The 22,219-nt window shown below is 73.9% G+C and carries 16 protein-coding genes; 11 read left to right on the forward strand and 5 right to left on the reverse strand.

Annotated elements, in window-relative coordinates; genetic code table 11:
• Positions 1 to 235: 235 nt before the first annotated feature.
• The 3 genes from ACFYZR_RS28340 to ACFYZR_RS28350 all read right to left on the reverse strand — a co-directional run bounded on the left by ACFYZR_RS28340 (position 236) and on the right by ACFYZR_RS28350 (position 5,466).
• Positions 236 to 2,647, reverse strand: a complete 2,412-nt coding sequence (locus ACFYZR_RS28340; RefSeq protein ID WP_391915148.1) for a tetratricopeptide repeat protein — start codon at positions 2,645 to 2,647, stop codon at positions 236 to 238.
• Positions 2,648 to 2,681: 34 nt separating this feature from the next.
• Positions 2,682 to 3,548, reverse strand: a complete 867-nt coding sequence (locus tag ACFYZR_RS28345) for a TetR family transcriptional regulator (protein ID WP_391915151.1) — start codon at positions 3,546 to 3,548, stop codon at positions 2,682 to 2,684.
• Positions 3,549 to 3,648: 100 nt separating this feature from the next.
• Complete coding sequence (locus tag ACFYZR_RS28350) at positions 3,649 to 5,466, reverse strand: 3-hydroxyacyl-CoA dehydrogenase family protein (RefSeq protein ID WP_391915154.1); 1,818 nt, start codon at positions 5,464 to 5,466, stop codon at positions 3,649 to 3,651.
• 323 nt (positions 5,467 to 5,789) lie between these two features.
• Between ACFYZR_RS28350 and ACFYZR_RS28355 the strand changes: the two genes are divergently transcribed.
• The gene (locus ACFYZR_RS28355; protein WP_391915156.1) at positions 5,790 to 6,428 is read left to right on the forward strand and encodes a HEAT repeat domain-containing protein; all 639 of its coding nucleotides are present in this window, start codon (positions 5,790 to 5,792) and stop codon (positions 6,426 to 6,428) included.
• Between the two features lie 59 nt (positions 6,429 to 6,487).
• On the opposite strand, the gene ACFYZR_RS28360 is transcribed toward ACFYZR_RS28355, so the two are convergent.
• Positions 6,488 to 7,015, reverse strand: coding sequence for a GNAT family N-acetyltransferase (locus ACFYZR_RS28360; RefSeq protein WP_391915159.1), 528 nt, complete (start codon positions 7,013 to 7,015; stop codon positions 6,488 to 6,490).
• A 131-nt stretch (positions 7,016 to 7,146) separates the two neighbouring features.
• Here ACFYZR_RS28360 and ACFYZR_RS28365 point away from each other — a divergent pair, with 131 nt between their 5' ends.
• The 7 genes from ACFYZR_RS28365 (at position 7,147) to ACFYZR_RS28395 (ending at position 17,370) form a co-directional block, all read left to right on the forward strand.
• A complete protein-coding gene (locus tag ACFYZR_RS28365) occupies positions 7,147 to 7,605 on the forward strand; it encodes an SRPBCC family protein (RefSeq protein WP_391915162.1) in 459 nt (152 codons plus the stop codon).
• 211 nt (positions 7,606 to 7,816) lie between these two features.
• Complete coding sequence (locus ACFYZR_RS28370; RefSeq protein WP_391915165.1) at positions 7,817 to 10,207, forward strand: MFS transporter; 2,391 nt, start codon at positions 7,817 to 7,819, stop codon at positions 10,205 to 10,207.
• A 197-nt stretch (positions 10,208 to 10,404) separates the two neighbouring features.
• Positions 10,405 to 12,756, forward strand: a complete 2,352-nt coding sequence (locus ACFYZR_RS28375) for a SpoIIE family protein phosphatase (protein WP_391915167.1) — start codon at positions 10,405 to 10,407, stop codon at positions 12,754 to 12,756.
• Positions 12,753 to 13,556, forward strand: a complete 804-nt coding sequence (locus ACFYZR_RS28380) for a class I SAM-dependent methyltransferase (protein WP_391915170.1) — start codon at positions 12,753 to 12,755, stop codon at positions 13,554 to 13,556. The genes ACFYZR_RS28375 and ACFYZR_RS28380 overlap by 4 nt, the downstream gene beginning before the upstream one ends.
• A gap of 88 nt (positions 13,557 to 13,644) precedes the next feature.
• Positions 13,645 to 13,875: a hypothetical protein gene (locus ACFYZR_RS28385; RefSeq protein WP_391915172.1), complete on the forward strand. Its 231-nt coding sequence runs from the start codon at positions 13,645 to 13,647 to the stop codon at positions 13,873 to 13,875.
• A gap of 52 nt (positions 13,876 to 13,927) precedes the next feature.
• Positions 13,928 to 15,277 carry a M20/M25/M40 family metallo-hydrolase gene (locus tag ACFYZR_RS28390; RefSeq protein WP_391915174.1) on the forward strand — a complete coding sequence of 450 codons (1,350 nt, stop codon included), beginning with the start codon at positions 13,928 to 13,930 and terminating at the stop codon, positions 15,275 to 15,277.
• Positions 15,278 to 15,372: 95 nt separating this feature from the next.
• Entirely contained in the window at positions 15,373 to 17,370 is a 1,998-nt protein-coding gene (locus ACFYZR_RS28395; RefSeq protein ID WP_391915177.1) for a prolyl oligopeptidase family serine peptidase, read from the forward strand.
• Positions 17,371 to 17,401: 31 nt separating this feature from the next.
• Here the strand turns inward: ACFYZR_RS28395 and ACFYZR_RS28400 are convergent, their stop codons facing one another.
• Positions 17,402 to 18,208: an ABC transporter ATP-binding protein gene (locus ACFYZR_RS28400; protein WP_391915179.1), complete on the reverse strand. Its 807-nt coding sequence runs from the start codon at positions 18,206 to 18,208 to the stop codon at positions 17,402 to 17,404.
• A 161-nt stretch (positions 18,209 to 18,369) separates the two neighbouring features.
• Here ACFYZR_RS28400 and ACFYZR_RS28405 point away from each other — a divergent pair, with 161 nt between their 5' ends.
• From ACFYZR_RS28405 to ACFYZR_RS28415, 3 genes are all read left to right on the forward strand, one after another.
• Positions 18,370 to 19,164: a 2,3-dihydro-2,3-dihydroxybenzoate dehydrogenase gene (locus ACFYZR_RS28405; protein ID WP_391915182.1), complete on the forward strand. Its 795-nt coding sequence runs from the start codon at positions 18,370 to 18,372 to the stop codon at positions 19,162 to 19,164.
• Between the two features lie 173 nt (positions 19,165 to 19,337).
• Positions 19,338 to 20,507, forward strand: a complete 1,170-nt coding sequence (gene dhbC / locus ACFYZR_RS28410; RefSeq protein WP_391915235.1) for an isochorismate synthase DhbC — start codon at positions 19,338 to 19,340, stop codon at positions 20,505 to 20,507.
• Positions 20,504 to 22,180 (forward strand): (2,3-dihydroxybenzoyl)adenylate synthase, encoded by a 1,677-nt coding sequence (locus tag ACFYZR_RS28415; RefSeq protein WP_391915185.1) that lies wholly within the window; start codon positions 20,504 to 20,506, stop codon positions 22,178 to 22,180. Before dhbC ends, ACFYZR_RS28415 begins: the two co-directional genes overlap by 4 nt.
• The last annotated feature ends 39 nt before the right edge of the window (positions 22,181 to 22,219 follow it).

Genomic DNA, 22,219 nt, shown 5'->3' on the forward strand with positions numbered 1-22,219 from the left:
AAAGCGATGCCTGGTGACGCAGGCGTCCGGGCGCGCACGATGAGGCTCTGCGGGGACAGTCGGCGCGCGACGGTGGTCTGTGCGCCGGCCGCCCGGACACCGACAAGGTATGGCACCGCGTGCCACTCGACAAGACACTGCGTGCCAACAATTTCTCTCAGATGTCATCCGGGGGTCACGGATGAGCGGAGCGCGCGTAACGGATCAGCGGGTGCGAGTGCCGGTCCCGGCGGGTCTACCGCTGTCCGTGGCCCGCCCGGAGATCGCGCAGGAAGTTCCGCAACGACGGGGCGAACCTGATGAGGGAGTCGAGGACGAAAGGGGCGACCAGGAGATAACTCCAGGGCATGGTCTTCGTGAAGGCGGCGATGAGGGAAAGGCCCATCAGCGTCAGCATGCAGCACCCACCGACGAACGCGGCCCAGCCGTAATTCCTGTCGTCGCGCGTCGCTGCCCACACCCGGTATTCGCACCGGGCCCACAGGGCCAGGGCGGCCGTGGCCACGGCCCACGACAGGGTCGGTCCCCATGAGGGGCGCGGCCCCGGAGAGACGATGGTGACGGCCAGCGCGACGAGGGCTCCTCCGACGGTGAGGACCGGCAGCCCGAAGACCCGGAGACGGTCGGTGGTCGTCAGCCGGTAGGGGGAAGGCCGGGGCGGCCGGGGTACGTCCGGTTCGGCCGGAGCGGGACCGGTCGGCCTTTGGACGTCCGCTGCGCCGGCGTCGTCGGCGCTTCGCCCCATGCCGGCGATCCGCTGCCGGGCGGCCGTGCGTTCCCCGACCAGACCCTGTTCCTCGGCCAGGGCCAGTGCTCTCTCGTAGTGTTCCAACGCCGCCTCCGGGTCCCCGGACTGTTCCCGCAGCCGGCCCAGGCCGAGGTGGACCCGGGCCAGCCCCACGTGGTCGGAGGCCCGTTCCGCGACGCGCGCCGCACGCCGCAGGACGCGGCCGGCCGCGGACGGGCGCTTCGATCGCGCGTAGTCCTCGCCCAGGGCGATCAGCGAGAGAACCCGCGAGCGGGGTTGCCGGCGCAGGAGATGCCAGCGCGCCGCCGACCTGTGCGCCGCCGCGGCGAGCCTTGAATCGCCCAGCTCGGCGAAGAAGTCACCGGTGCGCTGCTCCAGCCCGCCATGGCCGAAGGTCAGCCCGATCTGGTTGCCGATGAGGCCGGCGCCCCGCCGGCAGGTGAAGGCGTCCTTCCCGCGGCCCAGGGCGTCGTACATCCGGGCCATCTCCAACAGCAGGTCGACCTCGGCCGCCCGGTCGCCGGTCCGCTGGACGTCCGCGATGCGCAGCGACTGGACGAGCAGTGCCTCGGGAAGGCGCGCCCGGCGGACGAGATGCTCCGTCAGAGGAACGGCGAGACGCCGGAACTGCTCGTGACGTCCACGACGGGCCGCCTGCTCCACCGCCGCCAGCAGGGACGCCGACTCCCGGTCCAGCCACACGAGGCCGTGCCCGCCGATCCCGCGCTCCCAGTGCCCGGACAACCGTGCCTCCGCCGCCTCCGCCTCCCCCGGCGGGCCCCCGGCCGCCCGCTCGTGCGCGTAGAGCCGGAGCAGGTCGTGAAAGCGCACGCGTCCCGCGTCGGCGGCGGGCTGGAGCAGACCGTAGCGGCACAAGCGGCGCAGGGCACGCCGGGCTTCGGCGACCGGCAGGCCCGCCAGGGCGGCGGCGGACTCCTCGTCGATCTCCGTGCCCGGATGCAGTCCGAGCAGGCGGAAGAAGCGGGCGTCGGCATCCTCCAGGCACCGGTAGGAGGCGTCGAAGGCGGCCCGGACGCTCAGGCCTTCACCGAGATCCAGCTCGGCCAGCCGTTCCGTCTCCACCCGCAGGGCCGCGAGGAGGTCCCGCGGGGTTCCCTCCTCCCGGACGCGGGCCGCCGCCACACGCATCGGCAGGGGGAGGTGGCCGCACAGCCCGGCGAGTTCGTCGAGTTCGGCCGGGGAGAGCACGGCAGGGTCCGAGCCGTCGAGGACCGCGGTCAGCATGGCACGGGAGCCCGCCGGGTCCAGGGGAGCCAGGCGCAGCGTTTCCATCCCGTCCAGCTCGATGTGTTCGCGGGCCGTCACCAGCAGACGATGCCGGCCCCCGGTGGGCAGCGCCGGGGCCACCAGTTCCGGCTCGCCCACGTCGTCGAGCAGCACCAGCACGGCGTCCTCCCGCTCCCGCAGCCGGGTCCGCAGCAGTGCCTCCAGGCCCGTACGGGAGGCGGGCACGTCACCGTCGGCGATGCCGAGCATACGGAGGAAGGAACCCAGTAACTCCTCGTATGTGGTGGATCGTCCGTGGTGGTGGGTCCGCAGGTTCGCGTACAGCACGCCACCCGGGAACCAGCCGCGCGACACGGCCAGGTGGGCGGCTTCCAGTGCGAGGGTCGTCTTGCCGACGCCGGGTGGCCCGAGGAGGGCCAGGGCGCCCGTGCCGTCCCCGGACCGGGGGTGCAGGGTGGCGAGGACCCGTCCCAGCGGCTCCGTCCGCCCGGCGAGGCCGTTCGGTCGTGGGGGCAGCCCGTCGAGCGCCTGGGGCGTCGCGGCCCTCGTGACGAGATTGACGACCCCGGCCTGGACGACGGCGCGTGCCGTGCCGCCGTCGAAGGTGTTGCGCACGGAGGGAATCGGGGGCGGCTCGCTCGTGTCGTCCACGGGTCACGTGGATAGCACGGGCGAGCCGCCGTTGTCAGTTTCGCTTTGGCTTCAGCGCCTTCTCGATCGCGCGCATGACCTCGTCCAGCGGCGCGTCCGTCCGGGCCACCGTCACCAGCACCTCGCCCTCGGTCCGCGCCGAGGCGGCCGGGGTCTCCTCCGGGGCGGGGCGGCCGGCGCCGATGCCCGTGCCGAACGTCTCCCGCACGATGGCGAAGGCGTGGTCGAGCTGGGCCTCCAGATCGCCCTGGGCGCCCCCGCGCAGCCAGCGGCGCAGTACGTGATTGTGCGCGGTGACCACCGCGGAGGCGGCGACCTCCGCCAGCAGCGGGTCGTCGTCCCCGTCGTGGTGCGCCGCCTCGTCGAAGTGGCCCAGCAGATAGCGGGTGAACAGCCGCTCGTAGCGGGCCACCGAGGCGATCTCGCGCTCGCGCAGCGCGGGCACCTCACGGGTCAGCCGGTAGCGCTCCACGGAGACGGCGGGGGAGGCCGCGTACATCCGCATCACCTCCTTGATCCCCCGGCAGACGGTGTCCAGCGGGTTCTCATGGGGTGGTGCGGCGTCCAGCACGCCGGCGGCCCGGACGAGCGTGTCGTCGTGGTCGGGGAAGATCGCCTCTTCCTTGGAGCGGAAATGGCGGAAGAAGGTGCGCCGGGCCACCCCGGCCGTGGCCGCGATCTCGTCGACGGTCGTCGCCTCGTAGCCCTTGGACGCGAACAACTCCATCGCCGCCGCGGCCAGTTTGCGACGCATGGTGAGCCGCTGGGCGGCGGCGCGGCGGGCGCCGGGGCTCACGGCGGCGGTCTCTCGGTGGTCCTTGGCGGCCTTCGGGCCCGGGGCTCCTCCTGACTCGATGGTGGCCCCGCGCGGTACGCGGGCGGACTTGGCGGGCTGGGACATGTGGGGAACGTAACACGCGTCCGTATGGGTGTGGCGGGACGGACCGACCCGGGGTTCGAGCAGTCCGCCCCACCCCACCCCCTCACCGGGCACCGGCCGGTCAGGCCTTCGCGTACTCACGGAAGCCGCGGCCGGTCTTGCGACCCAGGCAGCCCGCCGCCACCAAGTGCTCCAGCAGCGGCGCCGGCGCCAGCCCCGGATCCCGGAACTCGCGGTGCAGCACCTTCTCGATGGCCAGGGAGACGTCCAGGCCCACGACGTCGAGCAGTTCGAACGGGCCCATCGGATAGCCGCCGCCCAGCCGCATCGCCGCGTCGATCTCGTCCAGCGAGGCGTAGTGCTCCTGGACCATCTTGACCGCGTTGTTCAGATACGGGAACAACAGGGCGTTGACGATGAAACCGGCCCGGTCCCCGCAGTCCACCGGGTGCTTACGGATCCGGGCGCACACCGCGCGGACGGTGGCGTGGGCGTCGTCGGAGGTCAGCACCGTACGCACCACCTCGACCAGCTTCATCGCCGGCGCCGGGTTGAAGAAGTGCATCCCGATCACGTCCCGAGGGCGCGAGGTGGCACGGGCGCAGGCGACGACCGGCAGCGAGGAGGTGGTGGTGGCCAGCACCGCGCCCGGCTTCACGACCTTGTCCAGCGCGCCGAACAGCTCCCGCTTGACGTCCAGGTCCTCCGCCACCGCCTCCACGGCCAGATCCACCTCGGCCAGCGCGTCCAGCGAGCCCGCCGGGGTCACGGCCGCGAGCGCGGCGTCCCGCTCCCCGGCCGTCATCCGCCCCTTCGTCACCGCGCGCGCCAGCGACTTCGCGATCCGCCCCTTCGCCGCCTCCGCCTTCTCGGGCGTCCGCGCCACCAGCACCACCGGCAGGCCCGCCCTGGCGAAGACCTCGGCGATGCCGCTCGCCATCGTCCCCGAGCCCACCACACCCACGCGGTCCACCGCGCGCCCCCCGGCCCGGGCGGCCGGCGGGGGCGGGGTCAAGGCGTCCGGCACCACCGCCGAGGAGCCCGGCGCCTCGTAGGTGTAGAAGCCGCGCCCCGCCTTGCGGCCGGTCAGCCCGGCCGCCGCCAGCTGCCCCAGGACCGGCGCGGGCGCGTGCAGCCGGTCCTGCGAGGCGGCGTACATCGCCTCCAGGACCGTACGGGCCGTGTCCACGCCGATCAGGTCCAGCAGCGCGAGCGGCCCCATCGGCAGCCCGCAGCCCAGCCGCATCGCCGCGTCGATGTCCTCACGGGTGGCGTAGCGCGCCTCGTACATCGCGGCGGCCTGGTTGAGATAGCCGAACAGCAGCCCGTCGGCGACGAATCCCGGCCGGTCGCCCACCGCGACCGGCTCCTTGCCCAGCTCATGGGCGAGATCGGTGACGGCGGCCACGGCCGCGGGGTCGGTGAGCACCGAGGAGACGATCTCCACCAGCCGCATCGCCGGCGCCGGGTTGAAGAAGTGGAGGCCCAGGACCCGCTCCGGGCGCGCCGAGTCGGCGGCCAGCCGGGTCACCGACAGGGCGTTGGTGCCGGTCGCCAGGATCGTGGTGGGGCGCACGACCGCGTCGAGGGCGGTGAACACCTCGTGCTTGAGGTCGTAGTCCTCCGGCACGACCTCGATCACCAGATCGGCGTCGGCGGCCGCCGCCAGGTCGGTCGCGGTACGGAAACGGGCGAGCGCGGCCCGGCGCTCGGGCTCGGTGATCCGGCCGCGCTCCACCGCGCGGGCCGTGGCGGCCTCCAGCGCCGCGCCGGCTCGCAGGGCCGCCGCGTCACTGACGTCGACACCGACGACCTCGCGGCCGGCCAGCGTGAGCACTTCGGCGATGCCGGTACCCATCGTGCCGAGCCCGATCACGGCGACGGTCCTGAGAGACTTCGGGCTGAGGGAGGACGGCTCAGAGGTGGACGTACGGTCCATCGTGAGACTCCAGAGGATGTTCCCCTGCGCGAGGGGAGCGGACGGCGGTCGGTGGCCGCGCACGAGGCGGCGGCCGGGGGCTTCCGGGAACGGACGAAGGGGGGTCCGCGGAAGGGAGTTGTACGACCGGCGGGCCCTGTCCCGGGGCCGCGCCGTACTCGGGAAAACCGAACCGACGTCAACGCTGTGGCGGCTGCGTCACCAGGCGCCAGAGCGGGGGTACTGCTCTTGCCGGGAGATTAACTCACGGGTAACCAAGAGCGCCAGGGGCCGTACGCGCGACTTACGATGTGGCCCAGGCCACTCGGGGAGGAGAGCGGGACATGGACGAGGAATTCCGCGCGCTGCTGCGCCGGGTCCGGGCCGAACTGGTCTCCCCGGCCGAATTCACGGCCTACGAACGGCTGCTCGCGCTCGTACGGACCGACGACGACGCCGCGCGCGACGAACTCGCCGAGGTCCTGGTGGCCCCCGAACGCCCCCTGTGGGCCCGGGAGATCGCCGCCTTCGCCCTCGGCGTCAAGGGCGACCGCCGCGCCTTCGAGACGCTCGTCCTCCTCCTCAACTACCGCGAGCCCGTGCGCTGCGCCACCGCCGCCCACGCCCTCGCCCGGCTGCGCGACCCCCGCACCGCCCGCGCCGCCGCCGCCCTCGTCACCAACCCCCTGCGCACCGCCTACGCCCTCCACCCCGTCCGGCTGCTCACCGAACTGCGCGCCCCCGAGTCCGTACCCGCGCTGCTCACCACCCTGGAGCGGCTGCTGGCGGCCCGCGACCACTGCTGGCCGATCGCCCGCGCCTGCGTCGAGGGCCTGGGCGTCCTCGGCGACCGCCGGGCCGAGGCCACGCTCGTCGCCGCCCGCGAGCACGAACGGCTGCGCCCGGCCGCGGTCGCCGCCCTGGCCCGGCTGGCCGGGCGCGGCGGCGGGGCTCAGGGGGCGCGGACCGGGGCCGGCACCTAGCGGGCCGGGTCCAGTACGTAGCGGACCGGGTCCAGCGCATAGCGGACCGGGGCCGGCACTCAGCGGGCCGGGTCCAGTACGTAGCGGACCTCCGGCACGGCCGTCCCGGCGTAGTCGTCCGACCGTTCGGCGCCGTCGGGCCGGCAGCCGGCGCGCTCGTAGAAACGACGGGCGCGCGCGTTGTCCTTCGCGACCCACAGGACCACGCTCGTGCCCTCGCGCCCCGCGAGCCCCCGCAGCCCCTCCAGCGCCGCGATCCACAGCGCCCGGCCGATCCCGGTGCCGATCAGGTCGGGGCGGACGTAGAGCGCGTACAACTCACCCGTGCCGGGCGGCTGGTCGGCGTCGCGGCAGTACCCGAAGCAGACCCAGCCGGTCACGGCCCCCGCCGCCTCGGCCACCGCGTTCACCGCCGGCCCGCTCCCCGAGGCCAGCCGCTCGCGGTGCGCCGCCGCGTCCGCCACCGGGTCCATGGCGTCCAGATGGGCCTGCGGGACGATGCCCGCGTACGCCGCCCGCCAGCCGCTCGCCCGGATCTCCGCCACCGCGTCCGCGTCGGCGACGGTCATCGTCCGTATGGTCACCATGTGCGGAGGTTAGTGCGGGCCGCCGTCGGACCGCCCCGGATTTTGGTGGTCGCGCCGATGGTGATTGGCTTTGCGCGCACCCGCGGTAAGCGGCAAGACAGCACTTCTTTCAACGTCCCGGAGGACTAGCCATGGGTCAGGTCGAGGCCACGACGGAGCGGATCATCGCGGCGAGCGCGGAGGACGTGTTCGACGCCCTCGCCGACTACAGCGGCACGCGTGCCAAGCTGCTGCCCGAGCACTTCAGCGAGTACGAGGTGCGCGAGGGCGGCGACGGCAAGGGCACCCTCGTGCACTGGAAGCTCCAGGCCACCAGCAAGCGGGTGCGCGACTGCCTCCTGGAGGTCGACGAGCCCACCGACGGGCAGCTCGTGGAGAAGGACCGCAACTCCTCCATGGTCACCACCTGGACCGTCACCCCCGCCGGCGAGGGCAGCTCCAAGGTCGTCGTCACCACCACCTGGCAGGGCGCCGGCGGCATCGGCGGCTTCTTCGAGCGCGCCTTCGCCCCCAAGGGCCTCGGCCGTATCTACGACGCCGTGCTCGACAAGCTCGCCGCCGAGGTGGAGGGCGGGCCCAGCGCGGGCTGAGCGCGGGCCGAACGGCACCGCCCGGACCGGTCCGGTCCGGGCTCACCGGTTCGAGTGGTTTTCCCGGCCCGGCCACGCTGTGCCCAAACCGCCTCCGACCGGCAGAAAGTGCCGTGCCGGGCGCTCCCCGACAAATCGTCGCGCTTGCTGGCCGTTGTCGCGTAATGCGAGAAATGGGCGGCAACGCAGGCGCGACGAGGGGAGTAGTTACGTGGGCGGGACCTTCGAGGCCACCTTGGAGAAGAGCGACAGGACGCTCACCCTGCCCCCCTCGCCCCCCGCCCCGGCCGATCCACCCCCCGAGCCGGGACGGGCCCGGGTGCGGCTGGTCTTCGCCGGCCTGATGCTCACGCTGCTGCTCGCGGCGCTGGACCAGACCGTCGTCGCCACCGCCCTGCCGAGGATCGTCGGAGAGCTCCACGGCCTCGACCGGATGTCCTGGGCGATCACGGCCTATCTGCTGACCTCCACGATCGCCCTCCCGCTCCACGGAAAGCTGGGCGACCTCTGGGGCCGCAAGACCGTCCTCCTCCTCGCGATCGCCCTCTTCGTCACCGGCTCCGCCCTCGCCGGCTGGTCGCACACCATGGACCAGCTCATCGCCTTCCGCGCGATCCAGGGCGTGGGCGCCGGAGGGCTGTTGATCGGCGTCCAGGCAGTCATCGCCGACCTCGTCCCGCCCCGGGAGCGCGGCCGCCACATGGGCGTCATCAGCGCCGCCTACGGACTCGCCTCGGTCGCCGGCCCCCTGCTCGGCGGCTTCTTCACCGACCGGGCCTCCTGGCGCTGGTGCTTCTACGTCAACGTCCCCTTCGGGCTGCTCACCCTCGCCGTCGTCGCCGGCGCCCTCCGCCTCCCGCGGCCCCCGCGCCGGGCCCGCTTCGACGTCCTGGGGGCGCTGCTGCTGACGGCCTGCTCGACCTGCGCCGTGCTCCTCACCACCTGGGGCGGCACCACCTACGCCTGGAGCTCCCGGACCGTCCTCGGCCTGGCCGCCGGCGCGCTCGGCAGCGCCCTGCTCTTCGTCATGGTCGAGCACTTCGCCGCCGAACCCATCATCCCTCCGCATCTCTTCCGGGACTCCGTCTTCACCGTCACCGCGCTCGTCGGCGCGGTCGTCGGGGTGGCCCTCTTCGGCGCGGCCGGCTATCTGCCCACGTTCCTCCAGATGGTCGACGGCGTGGGGGCCACCGAGTCCGGCCTGCTGATGCTGCCCATGATGGGCGGCATCGTCGTCGCCTCGCTCGTCGCGGGCCACCTCATCAGCCGAACGGGCCACTACAAGCTCCTGCCCATCCTCGGCGGCGCGCTCTCCGCCGAGGGCATGTACCTGCTCTCCCACCTGGACGTCCAGACCGGCCGGCTGGTCTACAGCCTCTGGATGGCCATCCTCGGCGTCGGCATCGGCCTCGCCCTCCCCGTCCTCGTCCTGGCCGTGCAGAACTCCACCCACCCCGCCGACCTCGGCACCGCCACCAGCGCCCACAACTACTTCCGGCAGATCGGCGGCTCGATCGGCGCGGCCGTCTTCGGCACCCTCTTCGCCCGCCGCCTCGAGCACGCGCTCGCCGCCGAACTGCCGCCCCGCACCGCGCTCCCGGCCCCGGACTCCCTCACCCCCCAGCTGGTGCACGCCCTGCCCGCCCCGCTGCGCGACGGCTACATCCGGGCCTACGCCGACGCCATGCCGCGGATCTTCCTCTACCTCGTACCGGTGCTCATCGTGGGCTTTTTGCTCGCCTTCCTGCTGAAAGAGAAACCACTGGTGTCCCACAACGCAGCCGAAGCCGCCATCCCCTCCGCGCGCACCGTCCTCCCCCCGACCGAGCCCCCGCACTTCGTCGCGGGCATCCCCGTGACGGGAGCCGTCCAGCACCACGACGGCACCACCGTGCCGCGCGCCGCGCTCACCCTCATCGACATCCAGGGCCGCCAGATCGGCCGCGGCGCCAGCGGGGAGGACGGCCGGTACGCGCTGAGCACCCCCGGCACCGGCAGCTATGTACTGATCGCCGCCGCCGGCGGCCATCAGCCGCAGGCCGTCACCGTCACCGTCGGGGAGCGGCCCGTCGAGCTCGACGTCGTCCTCGGCGGCGCCGGACGGCTGGCCGGCGCCGTCAGCACCGCCGACGGCACACCGGTGCGCGAGGCGCTCGTCACCCTGACCAACGTCCACGGCGAGGTCGTCGCCTCCACCCGCTCCGGCCCCGACGGCGGCTACGTCATCGACGAACTCGTCGCCGGCGAGTACACCCTCGCGTGCAGCGCCCCCGCCTTCCGGCCCGCCGCCCTGCCCGTGAGCGTCCAGTCCGCCCGGGAGACCCGCCAGGACATCGAACTCGCGGGCGGTGCCGTCCTGCGCGGCACCGTACGGGCCAGCGGCGGCCGGCCCGTCGAGGACGCCCGCGTCACCCTGCTGGACGCCGCGGGCAACGTCGTGGACTCCGCCATCACCGGCTCCGACGGCACCTTCCGCTTCGTGGACCTCTCCGCGGGCGAGTACACGGTCGTCGCCGCCGGCTACCCGCCCGTCGCCACCGTCCTCCAGGTCGCGGGCGGCGGCCGTACCGAACGGGACCTCCAGCTGGGGCACGCCGACTGACGGTGGCGGATACCCGAAGGGGCACCGGAAACAACGGATTGAGCACCGCGGTTCAGGGGAAGGCGCGCCCCCGGCGGCGGTGAACACGCCCCGGCGCACCGCCTCTTCACCGAATGCCGCACAGCCGGTCCCTCCGGGGCCTACGGTGGAGGACGGTGGCGAAGATCTGGCGTACGTGTACGAAGGAGCAACCGCCCATGGAGCCTGACACGCCGGAGCCCGCCCCCGCGTGGCGACGGCCCGTCCCCGGGCGGATCCCGCTCGCGGTGGCCGTGGTCGGCGCCACGGGGCTGGTCACCCACTGGAGCTCGGGAGCGAGCCGGCTGTTCGGGCACGGCAAGGAGGAGGCCCTGGGCCGCCCCGCCGGGGACCTCATGCCCATATGCGGCGCGTTCTCCGGGCTGCCCGGCCACCCCAGCGCCGGCCGGGCCCGCTGCGACGTCCCCGGGCGCGGCCGGATCGACGTGCTCTGGTGGGCCTACCCCCTGGTCGACTGCGGCACCGCACGGCTCCTGGTGCTCGCCGCCGAGGGAGAGCCCGGCGGGACGGGCCCCGGCCGTGAACTGACCGTGCCCGGGTTCGCCCCGCACACCGCCTTCCCCGACGCCGACGAGCTCGCCCGGCGCCTCCCCGACATCCTGCCCGCCATGGGGCCCGCGACGAGCGGACGCATCGTCTCCCAGGTGCTGGAACTGGGCTATCCGGTCCTGGAGTTCAACCGGTTCCTCCAGGTGCCCGTCACCCCGGACTGGGGCGTGCCCCGGCGCGCCGAGCGCCGGTCCGGGCACACCCGGGCGGCCGCGGCGGGGGAGCCCGGCAGAGCCACGGCCGGCGCGCCCGCCGCCGGCTCCGCCTCCTTGCCCGACCTCGAACACGCGGCCGTGCGCGAGCGCCTGGAGTTCCTCAACGAGGTCAGCGGCAGTATCGGTACTTCCCTGGACCTCGAGCGCACCATCCGCGAGGTCACCAGCGCGGCCGTACCGCGCTTCGCGGACTTCGCCGGGACGCACCTGCGCGCCGCCGTCCTCGCGGGCGAGGGCTTCCCCGACGGGCCGCCCGACGTCACCACCGTCTGGCACCGCGTCTGGGTCGAGCACAACGACGAGCCGGGCCGCTGGGACGACACCGTGCCCGTCGGCGAGGCCATCGCCTTCCCCGAACACACCCCGTTCTTCCGGTGCATGGTCACCGGCGAGCCCGTGCTCATCCCCCGCATCGGCGAGGAGCTCGGCGAGCGGATCTCCGCCCAGTTCGAGAAGCGCGACCTGCGGCCCCTCATCAACGAGCGCTCCCTGCTCGTCGTGCCCCTCAAGGCCCGCAACGTCGTGCTCGGCTTCATGGTGCTCCTGCGCCGCGCCGACCGCGCGCCCTTCGACGACATGGACCGCACCACCGGCGCCGAACTCGCCGCCCGCGCCGGGCTCGTCCTCGACAACGCCCGGATGTACACCCACCAGGAGAACGTCGCCGACACCCTCCAGGACAGCATGCTGCCGCAGCTCACCCCGCGCATGCCGGGCTGCGACACCGCCACCCGCTATCTGCCCGGCACCCGCCTGGGCCGGGTCGGCGGCGACTGGTTCGACACCATCAAGCTCCCCGGCTCCCGCACCGCCCTCGTCGTCGGCGACGTCATGGGCCACGGCCTCCACTCCGCCGCCATGATGGGCCAGCTGCGCACCGCCGTGCAGACCATGGCGGCCCTCGACCTGCCGCCCGGGCAGCTGCTGCGCCGCCTCGACGACCTCGCCCAGCGCCTCGGCGAGCACTATCTGGCCACCTGCCTCTACGCGGTCTACGACCCCATCCGCTCCGAGCTGACCATCGGCAACGCCGGGCACATCCCGCCGGTGCTCGTCCGGGCCGAGGACGGGCGCAGCCGGCTGCTGGAGCTGCCCACCGGAGCGCCCATAGGGGTGGGCGGGGTGCCCTTCGAGACGGCGACGGTCCGGGTGGCCCCCGGGGACCGGCTGGTGCTGTGCACCGACGGTCTGGTGGAGGTGCGCGGGCAGGACATCGGCGCGGGCCTGGCCGCGTTGTGCGAGTCCGCCGCCCATCCCGCCGCGTCCATGGACGACGCCTGCGACACCATCATCCGCGCCCTCAACACCCACGGCGGCCGCGACGACGACGTGGCCCTGCTCATGGCCCGCCTCAACGGCATCCCGCCCGCCCACGTGGCCGAGTGGGAGCTCGCGCCCGAGCCCCGCGAGGTGCCCCGCGCCCGTCGGCTGGTGCGCGAACAGCTCGCCGCCTGGGGGCTGGACGAGGCGGCGGCCACGGCGGAGATCCTGGCCGGCGAGGTCGTCGGCAACGCCGTCCGGCACGCCCGCACCGGCCGGGTGGGGCTGCGCCTGGTGCGGACGGACGTGCTGCTGTGCGAGGTCACGGACGACGACCACACGCTCCCGGCCCTGCTGAGCATCGGAGAGGAGGACGAATACGGGCGCGGGCTGCGGGTAGTGAGTGCACTGGCGCGCGAATGGGGCGCCAGTCACTCGGGACGGGGGAAGACGGTGTGGTTCGAACAGCCGCTGGTGCGCCCATGAGTGTGACGGAACGTTACTTGAACGCGTGGGAGGGCTACTGGGGCGCCTTCTCCGGAGTGCCGGGCGAGGCGATCTGGGACTCGGACCCGGAGCCCGCAGCCGAGGCGCATCCGGCGCTGCTCGCGCTCCCCGCGGAACTCCCGCTGCCCGTCGTCGACCTGGGCTGCGGCAACGGCACCCGGACCCGCTGGCTGGCCGGGCACTTCCCGCGCGCGATCGGCGTCGATCTGTCCCGGGCGGCGGTGGAGCACGCCCGCCGCGCGGACCGGGAGGGGCTCGCCGCGTACGAGCGACTGGACCTGGTGGACACGGCGGCGGTCCGGGCGCTCCACGAGCGGCTGGGCGACAGCCATGTGTATCTGCGGGCGGTCATCCACCAGAGCGACCCCGAGGACCGGCCGGCCGTCGCGGCGGCGGTCGCGGAGCTCGTCGGGGCGCGGGGCCGGGCCTTCGTGGTGGAGCTCGAACCGGCCGCCAAGGACGTCATCGCGGAGGCGGCCGGGGCGCCCGACGGGACGGCGGCCGGGGCCTCCGGTGATGTCTCCGGTGGCACGGCGGTCGGGACGGCGGTCGGGACGGCGGAGAAGTTCCGGCGCGTCTTCGAGTACGACCTGCGGCCGGCCGCCGCGTCCGGCGGCGAGGTGGCCGGGCTGCTGCGCGGGGCGGGGCTCGCGATCCGTGCCGAGGGGGCGACGGAGCTGGCCATGACCGGCTTCCACCCGGACGGCAGGCGGATCCTGCTGCCGGCCCACTGGTTCGTGGCGGAGCGGGCCGGAGCACCGGCCGGGGGAGGCGGCTGAGCAGCCCGGGCCGCCTGCGCCGGTACGGAGGACCGGAGTTATCCACAGGCCTGGCCGGGGTGTTCGCGGACGCGTAACGTGACGAGGCATGAAGATCCTGATCTCGGCGGGCACGGGGACCGTCGACGCCCGGGCCACCGGCGTCCGGGTGAACGGGGCGTGGGCGGGCCGGGGCCTGCCGGATTCACCGACCGACGGCGCATACGGTGTGCTGATAGTGCCGGTGGCCGGTGACGATCGTCATGGACGAGGCAATCCGCCGCTCCAGGGCGTCACGGCCGTCGGGCCGGTCGCGGTGGAGGAACGGTATGGCTGCTGAGGAGACGCGCGGGGGCGACGGGGGGTCGGGGCCGGGGGCCGGGTCGCCGGGCGTGAGCACCGACGGAAACGACGGAACCGACAGAATCGACGAACGGGCGCTGGACGAGGTGGTGCGCTTCACCTCCGACCTCATCCGTATCGACACCACCAACCGGGGCGGCGGCGACGGACGGGAGCGGCCGGCCGCCGAGTACGTCGCCCAGCGGCTGGCCGAAGTGGGCATCGAGCCGGTGCTGCTGGAGAAGGATCCCGGCCGCACGAATGTGGTCGCGCGTGTGCCCGGCTGCGACCCGGGTGCGGAGGCCATGCTGGTCCACGGCCATCTGGACGTGGTCCCGGCGGAGCCCGCCGACTGGACCGTGCACCCCTTCTCGGGAGAGATCCGGGACGGGGTGGTGTGGGGCCGGGGCGCCATAGACATGAAGAACATGGACGCGATGGTCCTGGCCACCGTCCGCGCCTGGGCCCGGGCCGGGGTGCGCCCGCCGCGTGACATCGTGCTGGCCTTCACCGCCGACGAGGAGGACAGCGGCGTGCCGGGCGCGGGCTTCCTCGCCGATGAGCACGCCGTGCTCTTCGAGGGCTGTACGACCGGGATCAGCGAGTCCGGCGGATACACCTTCCACGCCGACGGGGGACTGCGGCTGTATCCGGTGGGCGCGGGGGAGCGCGGCTCCGCCTGGCTGAAACTGACCGCGCGGGGCACCGCCGGGCACGGCTCGAAGATCAACCCGCGGAACGCCGTCGTCAATCTGTCCGCGGCGATCGCCCGGATCGGGGAGTACCGCTGGCCGGTGCGGCTCACCCCGACGGTCCGGGCCGCGCTGCGGGAGATCGCGGCCGTGCACGGCATCAGTGTCGACATGGACGCTCCCGGCTTCGACCTGGACGAACTGCTGGGCAAGCTCGGCAAGGCGGCCGCCCTGGTGGCCGCGACCGTCCGCAACAGCGCCAACCCGACCATGCTGGACGCCGGTTACAAGATCAACGTCATCCCGGGGGTCGCCATCGGCTTCGTCGACGGGCGGACCGTGCCGGGCGGCGACGAGGAGTTCCGCGCCACCATGGACCGGCTCACCGGGCCGGACGTGGAGTGGGAGCTCCACCATGGGGAGGTATCCCTGCAAGCGCCGGTGGACGCCCCGGTGTTCGAGAGGATGCGGGCGGCGATCGAGGCGTTCGACCCGGAGGGGCATGTGGTCCCCTTCTGTATGTCGGGCGGCACGGACGCCAAGCAGTTCTCCCGGCTGGGCATCGTCGGCTATGGCTTCTCACCGGTCCGGCTGCCGGTCGGCTTCGACTACCAGGCGATGTTCCACGGCGTCGACGAGCGGGTGCCCGTCGAGGCGTTGCACTTCGGCGTCCGGGTGCTCGACCAGTTTTTGATGAGCACAGCCTGATGAGCACAGCCTGATGAGCACGGCTTGATGAGCACGGCTCGACGAACGACAACGACGATTCGCACGATCACTGTCCTCAAGGAGGCGTAGCAATCATGGTGTCCACGGCGCCCTACGGAGCCTGGCGCTCCCCGATCGACGCCGCGCTCGCCGCGGCGCACGACGGCCGGCCGGAGTTCGTGGGCACGGTCGGTGACGAAGTGTGGTGGGTGACCTCCTGCCCGGCGGAGGGCGGCCGGTCGACCCTGGTGCGCCGGCGCACCGGCGGCGAGGAGGCTTCGGCCCTGGCCGCGCCGTGGAACGTCCGCAGCCGGGTGATGGAGTACGGCAGCCGCCCCTGGGCGGCCGTGCCCCGGGAGACCGGGGGGCCGCTGGTGGTCTTCGTCCACTTCGCCGACCAGCGGCTGTACGTGTGGGAGCCGGACGGTCCGGCGGGTGCGGAGCCCCGGCCGCTGACCCCGCTGTCGGCGGTGGGCGGCGGGCTGCGCTGGGCGGATCCGGTGCTGCTGCCGGAGCGCGGCGAAGTGTGGTGCGTGCTGGAGGAGTTCACCGGGGAGGGGCCGGACCGGCTGCGGCGGCTGATAGCCGCCGTGCCGCTGGACGGCTCGGCCGCCGGGGACCGCGCGGCGGTGCGCGAGCTCACCGGTGACGACAGCCGCTTCGTCACCGGGCCCCGGCTCTCCCCGGACGGCCGGCGGGCGGCGTGGCTGGCCTGGGACCACCCCCGGATGCCCTGGGAGGGCACGGAGCTGAAGGTCGCCGAGGTCACGGAGGCCGCCGGCGGCGCCCTGCTGACGGGCGCGCGGACCGTGCTGGGTGGTACGGCGGAGGCCGTCGCCCAGGTGGAGTGGGCGTACGACGGGTCGCTGCTGGCGGTGACCGACCGTACGGGGTGGTGGAATCCGTACCGGGTGGACCCGGAGTCGGGGGAGAGCGTCGATCTCTGTCCGCGCGAGGAGGAGTTCGCGGGGGCGCTGTGGCGGGCCGGGCTGAGCTGGTTCGTCCCGCTGGCCGGGGGGCTGGTGGCCGTGGTCCACGGCCGGGGCGCCCAGCGGCTGGGGATCCTCGACCCCGAGACCGGGGAGCTGGTGGACGCCGCCGGTCCGTGGACGGAGTGGGCCGCGACCCTGGCGGCCGACGGCTCGCGGGTCGTGGGGGTCGCCGCCAGTCCGCGCAGCGGCTACGAGGTGGTGGAGCTCGACGTCCGTACGGGCCGGGCCCGCGCGATCGGCGCCAGGCACCGGGACGCCGTGGACCCGGCCTACTACCCGGAGCCCCTCATCCGTACCTTCACCGGGCCGGACGGGCGGGAGGTCCACGCCCATGTCTATCCGCCGCACAGCCCCGACCACACCGCCCCCGCCGATCAGGCGCCGCCGTATGTGGTGTGGGCGCACGGCGGGCCCACGGGGCGGGCGCCGCTGGTGCTCGATCTGGAGATCGCCTACTTCACCTCGCGGGGCATAGGCGTGGTCCAGGTCGACTACGGCGGGTCCACCGGCTACGGGCGGGCCTACCGCGACCGGATCAAGGAGCGGTGGGGCGTGGTGGACGTGGAGGACTGCGCGGCCGTCGCGGAGGCGCTGGCCGAGGAGGGCGGCGCCGACCGGGCCCGGCTGGCGATACGCGGCGCCAGCGCGGGTGGCTGGACGACGGCCGCCTCGCTGGTGGCCACGGACCTCTACGCCTGCGGGGCCATCTGCTTCCCGGTGCTGGATCTGCCGGCCATGGCGGCGGGCGGCACCCATGACTTCGAGTCGCGCTACACCGAGTATCTGGTCGGCCCGCTCGCGGGGGACCCCGAGCGCTACCGGGAGCGCTCGCCGATATCCCGGGCGGACCGGCTGGCCGCGGCCTTCCTGCTGATCCAGGGCATGGACGACCCGGTCTGCCCGCCCGAGCAGGGCGAGCGGTTCCTGGCGGCGGTCAAGGGCCGGGGCGTGCCGCACGCGCACCTCGCGTTCGAGGGGGAGGGCCACGGCCTCCGGGAGCACCGCAACATCGTGCGCGCGCTGGAGGCGGAACTCTCCCTCTACGCCCAGACCTTCGGGTTGGAGGTGCCGGGCATACCCGCCCTGGAGCTCGTCGAGTGACGGGCCCGGGGCGAGCCACGCCGCCGCGCCGCTACGCCGCCCGGACCTGCTGGGCGGCGGCGGGCCGGCGCGGTGCGGGGACGACGACGGGGGAGCCGTCGCCGGGGGCGGCGAGGATGTCGGACTCGACCCCGTAGAGCTCGCGGACGAGGGCGGCGTCCACGACCTCGCGGGAGGGGCCGTGCGCGACGACGCGCCCGTCCCGCATGGCCACGATCACATCGGCGTAGCGGGCGGCGCTCGCCAGGTCGTGGAGGACCATCATGACCGTGCGGCCCGCCGCGGCGACCTCGCGGACGAGTTCCAGGACGTCGACGGCGTGCCCCAGGTCGAGGGCGCTCGTCGGCTCGTCCAGCAGGACGACGGGCGTCTCCTGGGCGAGGACCATGGCCAGCCAGCACCGCTGGCGCTGGCCGCCGGAGAGCTGGTCGAGCCGGCGCCCGGCCAGGGCGGTGGTGCCGGTGGCCTCCAGCGCCTCCTCGACGGCCCGCTCGTCCTCGCGCGACCACTGGCGGAAGAGGCCCTGGTGGGGGTGGCGGCCGTAGCGGACGAGCCCGGCGACGGTCACGGCCTCGGGCGCCTGTGGCGACTGGGGGAGCAGCGCGATGCGGTGCGCCGCCTTGCGGGGGTTGAGCCGCCAGATGTCGGCATCGCCGATCCGGACGGTGCCGGAGTCCGGCTGGTGGAGCCGGGCGATGGAGCGCAACAGGGTGGACTTGCCGCAGCCGTTGGGCCCCACGACGGCGACGACCTGCCCCTCGGGGACGGTCAGGTCCACGCCGTGCACGACCGGGTGGCCGGGGTATCCGGCGGTGAGCTGTTCGACGACGAGTCGCATGAGGTTAGCCTAACCTAATGGTCGACATCTGTTTCCTCCGGGTTTTCCCCTGGCCTCTTGCTCTCCTTGGATTTTGACGGGGCGCCCGATTGTTCGGGTGCACGTCAATTCCCCCAGGTGAAGATGTTGTGTAAGGTAAGGCTTACCTTAATTCGAGTGGAATGGGGGAAACCGCTGTGGAGCAGTCCGCACTGGCCGGCCGGATCGCGCTGGTCACCGGCGCCGGGCAGGGCATAGGCGAGGCCGTGACCCGTGCCCTGGTCGCCCAGGGAGCGCGGGTCGCGGCCGTTGACGCGACGCGGGAAGGCGTCAAGGCGCTCGAGGTGGAATACGGCACCGAAAAGGTGACCCACTACACCGCCGACGTCTCCGACAGCCGGGTCGTCGAGGCCGTCTTCGAGGAAGTGGAGCGCACCGCCGGGCCGCTCGACATCCTTGTCAATGTCGCGGGAGTGCTGCGGACTTCGCCCGTCGTCGAGATCACCGACGAGGACTGGCGGCGCACCTTCGACGTCAACTCCACCGGTGTCTTCAACACCTCCCGCGCCGCCGCCCGCCGGATGAGCGAGCGCCGCTCCGGGTGCATCGTCACCGTCGGCTCCAACGCCGCCGGAGTGCCGCGCACCAGCATGGCCGCGTACGCCGCCTCCAAGGCCGCCGCCACCATGTTCACCAAGTGCCTCGGGCTGGAGCTGGCCCGCAGCGGGGTCCGCTGCAACGTCGTCTCGCCCGGTTCCACGGACACCGCGATGCAGCGCTCCCTTTGGGTCGGCGACGAGCCGCCCGCCCGCGTCATCGACGGCGACCCCGGGTCGTACCGCGTCGGCATCCCCCTCGGCCGGATCGCCGAGCCCTCCGACATCGCCGACGCCGTCCTCTTCCTGGTCTCCGACCGCGCCCGGCACATCACGATGCACGACCTCTACGTAGACGGCGGCGCGACCCTCCGCGCATAGCAGTTCGCGCCCACCGGGCCGCACCCGCACCCCATACATCAGCCCCACCCGGGCCCCCAACACCCCCATACCCGGTGCGACCCACCGGGGGAACGGAGCAGCAGGTGACCACGGTTCACCCCGTCGCCGACCGGCCGAGCGAGAGCGGGCCCGACGCCCGCCCGGGCGGGCGGATCGCGGACCCGGCGGCCACCGTCGGCGCCGCCACCTCGCTGCTCGACGCCTACGAACCCGGCCGCGCCCGGTTCTTCGCCTCCCCCACCCGCACCCTGCTCGCCCACGGCACCCGCGCCGAGGTCCCGCACGGCCCGGCGCCGCTGCACCGGCGGGTCACCGAGACCCTCGAGGCCGAGCTCCTCGCGGGCAACCCCGCGCCCGTCGTCGTCGGGGCCGTGCCCTTCGACCACACCGCCCCCGCCGCGCTCGCCGTGCCGGAGGCCGTCCGCTGGGCACCGCCGCTCGCCGAGGACCCGCTCGTCGCCCTGCCCGCCGCCGCCCCCGCCGCGGCCGACTGGGACATCCGGCCGGTACCCGAGCCCGAGGAGTACGGCAGAGCCGTCGCGGAGGCTGTACGGCGCATGAAGCGCGGCGACTTCAGCAAGGTCGTCCTCGCCCGCACCCTCGAACTGCGCTCCTCGCGCGACCTGGACCTGCCCGCGCTGCTCCAGCGCCTCGCCCGCCGCGACCCCTCCGGCTACACCTTCGCCGTCCCCTCCGGCCCCGGCCGCACCCTGCTCGGCGCCAGCCCCGAACTCCTCGTCTCCCGGCGCGGCGGCCGCCTCGTGGCCAACCCGCTCGCCGGCTCCACCCCCCGCAGCGCCGACCTCGCCGAGGACGTGCGCCGCGCGGCCGCGCTCCTGGAGTCGGAGAAGGACCTCCACGAGCACGCCGTCGTCGTCGACGCCGTCCGCGAGGCCCTCGCCCCCTACTGCCGCACCCTCGACGTGCCCGCGCGCCCCACCCTGGTGCGCACCGCCGCCATGTGGCACCTGTCCACCACCGTCGTCGGCGAGCCCGCCGACCCCGCCGTCTCCGCCCTGGAGCTGGCCTGCGCCCTCCACCCGACGCCCGCCGTGTGCGGCACCCCCACCGACACCGCCCGCCGGGTCATCGGCGAGCTGGAGCCCTTCGACCGGGGCGCCTACACGGGCATGGTGGGATGGGGCGACGCGAGCGGCGACGGCGAATGGGTCGTCACCATCCGCTGCGCCGAGGCCGAGGAGCGCACACTGCGCCTCTTCGCCGGCGCGGGCGTCGTCGAGCAGTCCTCGCCGGAGGCGGAGACCGCCGAGACCGGCGCCAAGTTCCAGACGTTCCTTCAGGCAGTGGGGGTCGGCCAGTGACGGGCACCAAGGGCACCAAGGACATCGACGACGCGCCCGGCTATCCGGCCGCGTTCGCCGAGCGCTACCGGGCCAAGGGCTACTGGCGTGGCGAAACGTTCGGTCAGATGCTCCGCGACCGTGCGGCCGCCCACCCCGACCGGATCGCGATCGTCGACCCGGCCGGAGAGGGACGCCGCTGGACGTACGGCGAACTCGACCTGCGCGCCGACCGGCTGGCCGCCGGCCTGCTCGCCCGCGGCATCGGCAAGGGCGACCGCGTGGTCCTCCAGCTGCCGAACGTCGCCGAGTTCTTCGAGGTCGTCTTCGCCCTCTTCCGCATCGGCGCACTGCCCGTCTTCGCGCTCCCCGCGCACCGCGAGACCGAGATCCGCCACTTCTGCGCCTTCACCGAGGCGGCCGCCTACGTCATCGCCGACGTCGCCGAGGGCTATGACTACCGCGAGCTCGCCACCAAGGTGAAGGCCGAAGTCCCCACCCTGAAGCACGTCTTCGTCGTCGGCGACCCGGGCGGACACACCGGGCACACCGCCCTCGCCGACGTCCCGGCCGAGCCGGTCGCCATCGAGGACGCGCCCCGACCCCACGAGCTGGCCTTCCTCCAGCTCTCCGGCGGCTCCACCGGCGTGCCCAAGCTCATCCCGCGCACCCACGACGACTACATCTACTCGCTGTGGGGCTCCAACGAGATCTGCGGCGTCGACGAGCACAGCGTCTTCCTCTGCGCGCTGCCCGCCGCCCACAACTTCCCCCTCAGCTCGCCCGGCACCCTCGGCGCCCTGTACGCCGGAGCCCGGGTCGTCCTCGCCCCGCGCCCCAGCCCCGATGTGGCCTTCCCGCTCATCGAGGCCGAGGGCATCACCCTCACCGGCCTCGTCCCGCCGCTGGCCCTGGTGTGGACCGAGGCGGCCGCCGGCACCCCGCACGACCTCTCCAGCCTGGAGGTGCTGCTCGTCGGCGGCGCCAAGTTCAGCGAGGAGGCCGCCCGGCGCGTCGGCCCCGCCCTCGGCTGCACCCTCCAGCAGGTCTTCGGCATGGCGGAGGGCCTGGTGAACTACACCCGGCTCGACGACCCCGAGGAGACGATCGTCACCACCCAGGGCCGCCCCATCTCGCCCGACGACGAGATCCGCGTCGTGGACGACGAGGACAACGACCTGCCCGTGGGCGCCACCGGACACCTCCTCACCCGCGGCCCGTACACCATCCGCGGCTACTGGCGGGCCCCCGAGCACAACGCCACCGCCTTCACCGCCGACGGCTTCTACCGCACCGGCGACATCGTGCGCCTCACGGAGACGGGCCACCTCGTCGTCGAGGGCCGGGCCAAGGACCAGATCAACCGGGGCGGCGAGAAGGTCGCGGCCGAGGAGATCGAGAACCACATCCTCGCCCACCCCTCCGTCCACGACGCCGCCGTCGTCTCCATGCCCGACGACTACCTCGGCGAGCGCACCTGCGCCTACGTCGTACTGCGCGAGGGCGCCGAGCCGGTGAAGTCCCTCGCCGTCAAGAAGTTCGTGCGCGAGCGCGGGCTCGCCGCCTTCAAGGTGCCCGACCGCGTCGAGTTCGTCGACGCGTTCCCGCAGACCGGCATCGGCAAGGTCTCCAAGAAGGACCTGCGCGCCGCCATCGCCGCACGACTGCGCGAGACGGCCGCCGCCCGCGACTGAGCCCCGGCCACCCCGCACGCATCCCGGAACCACGAAAGG

Source organism: Streptomyces sp. NPDC001678 (genome assembly GCF_042892945.1).
In the GTDB taxonomy this organism is placed as follows: Bacteria; Actinomycetota; Actinomycetes; order Streptomycetales; family Streptomycetaceae; genus Streptomyces.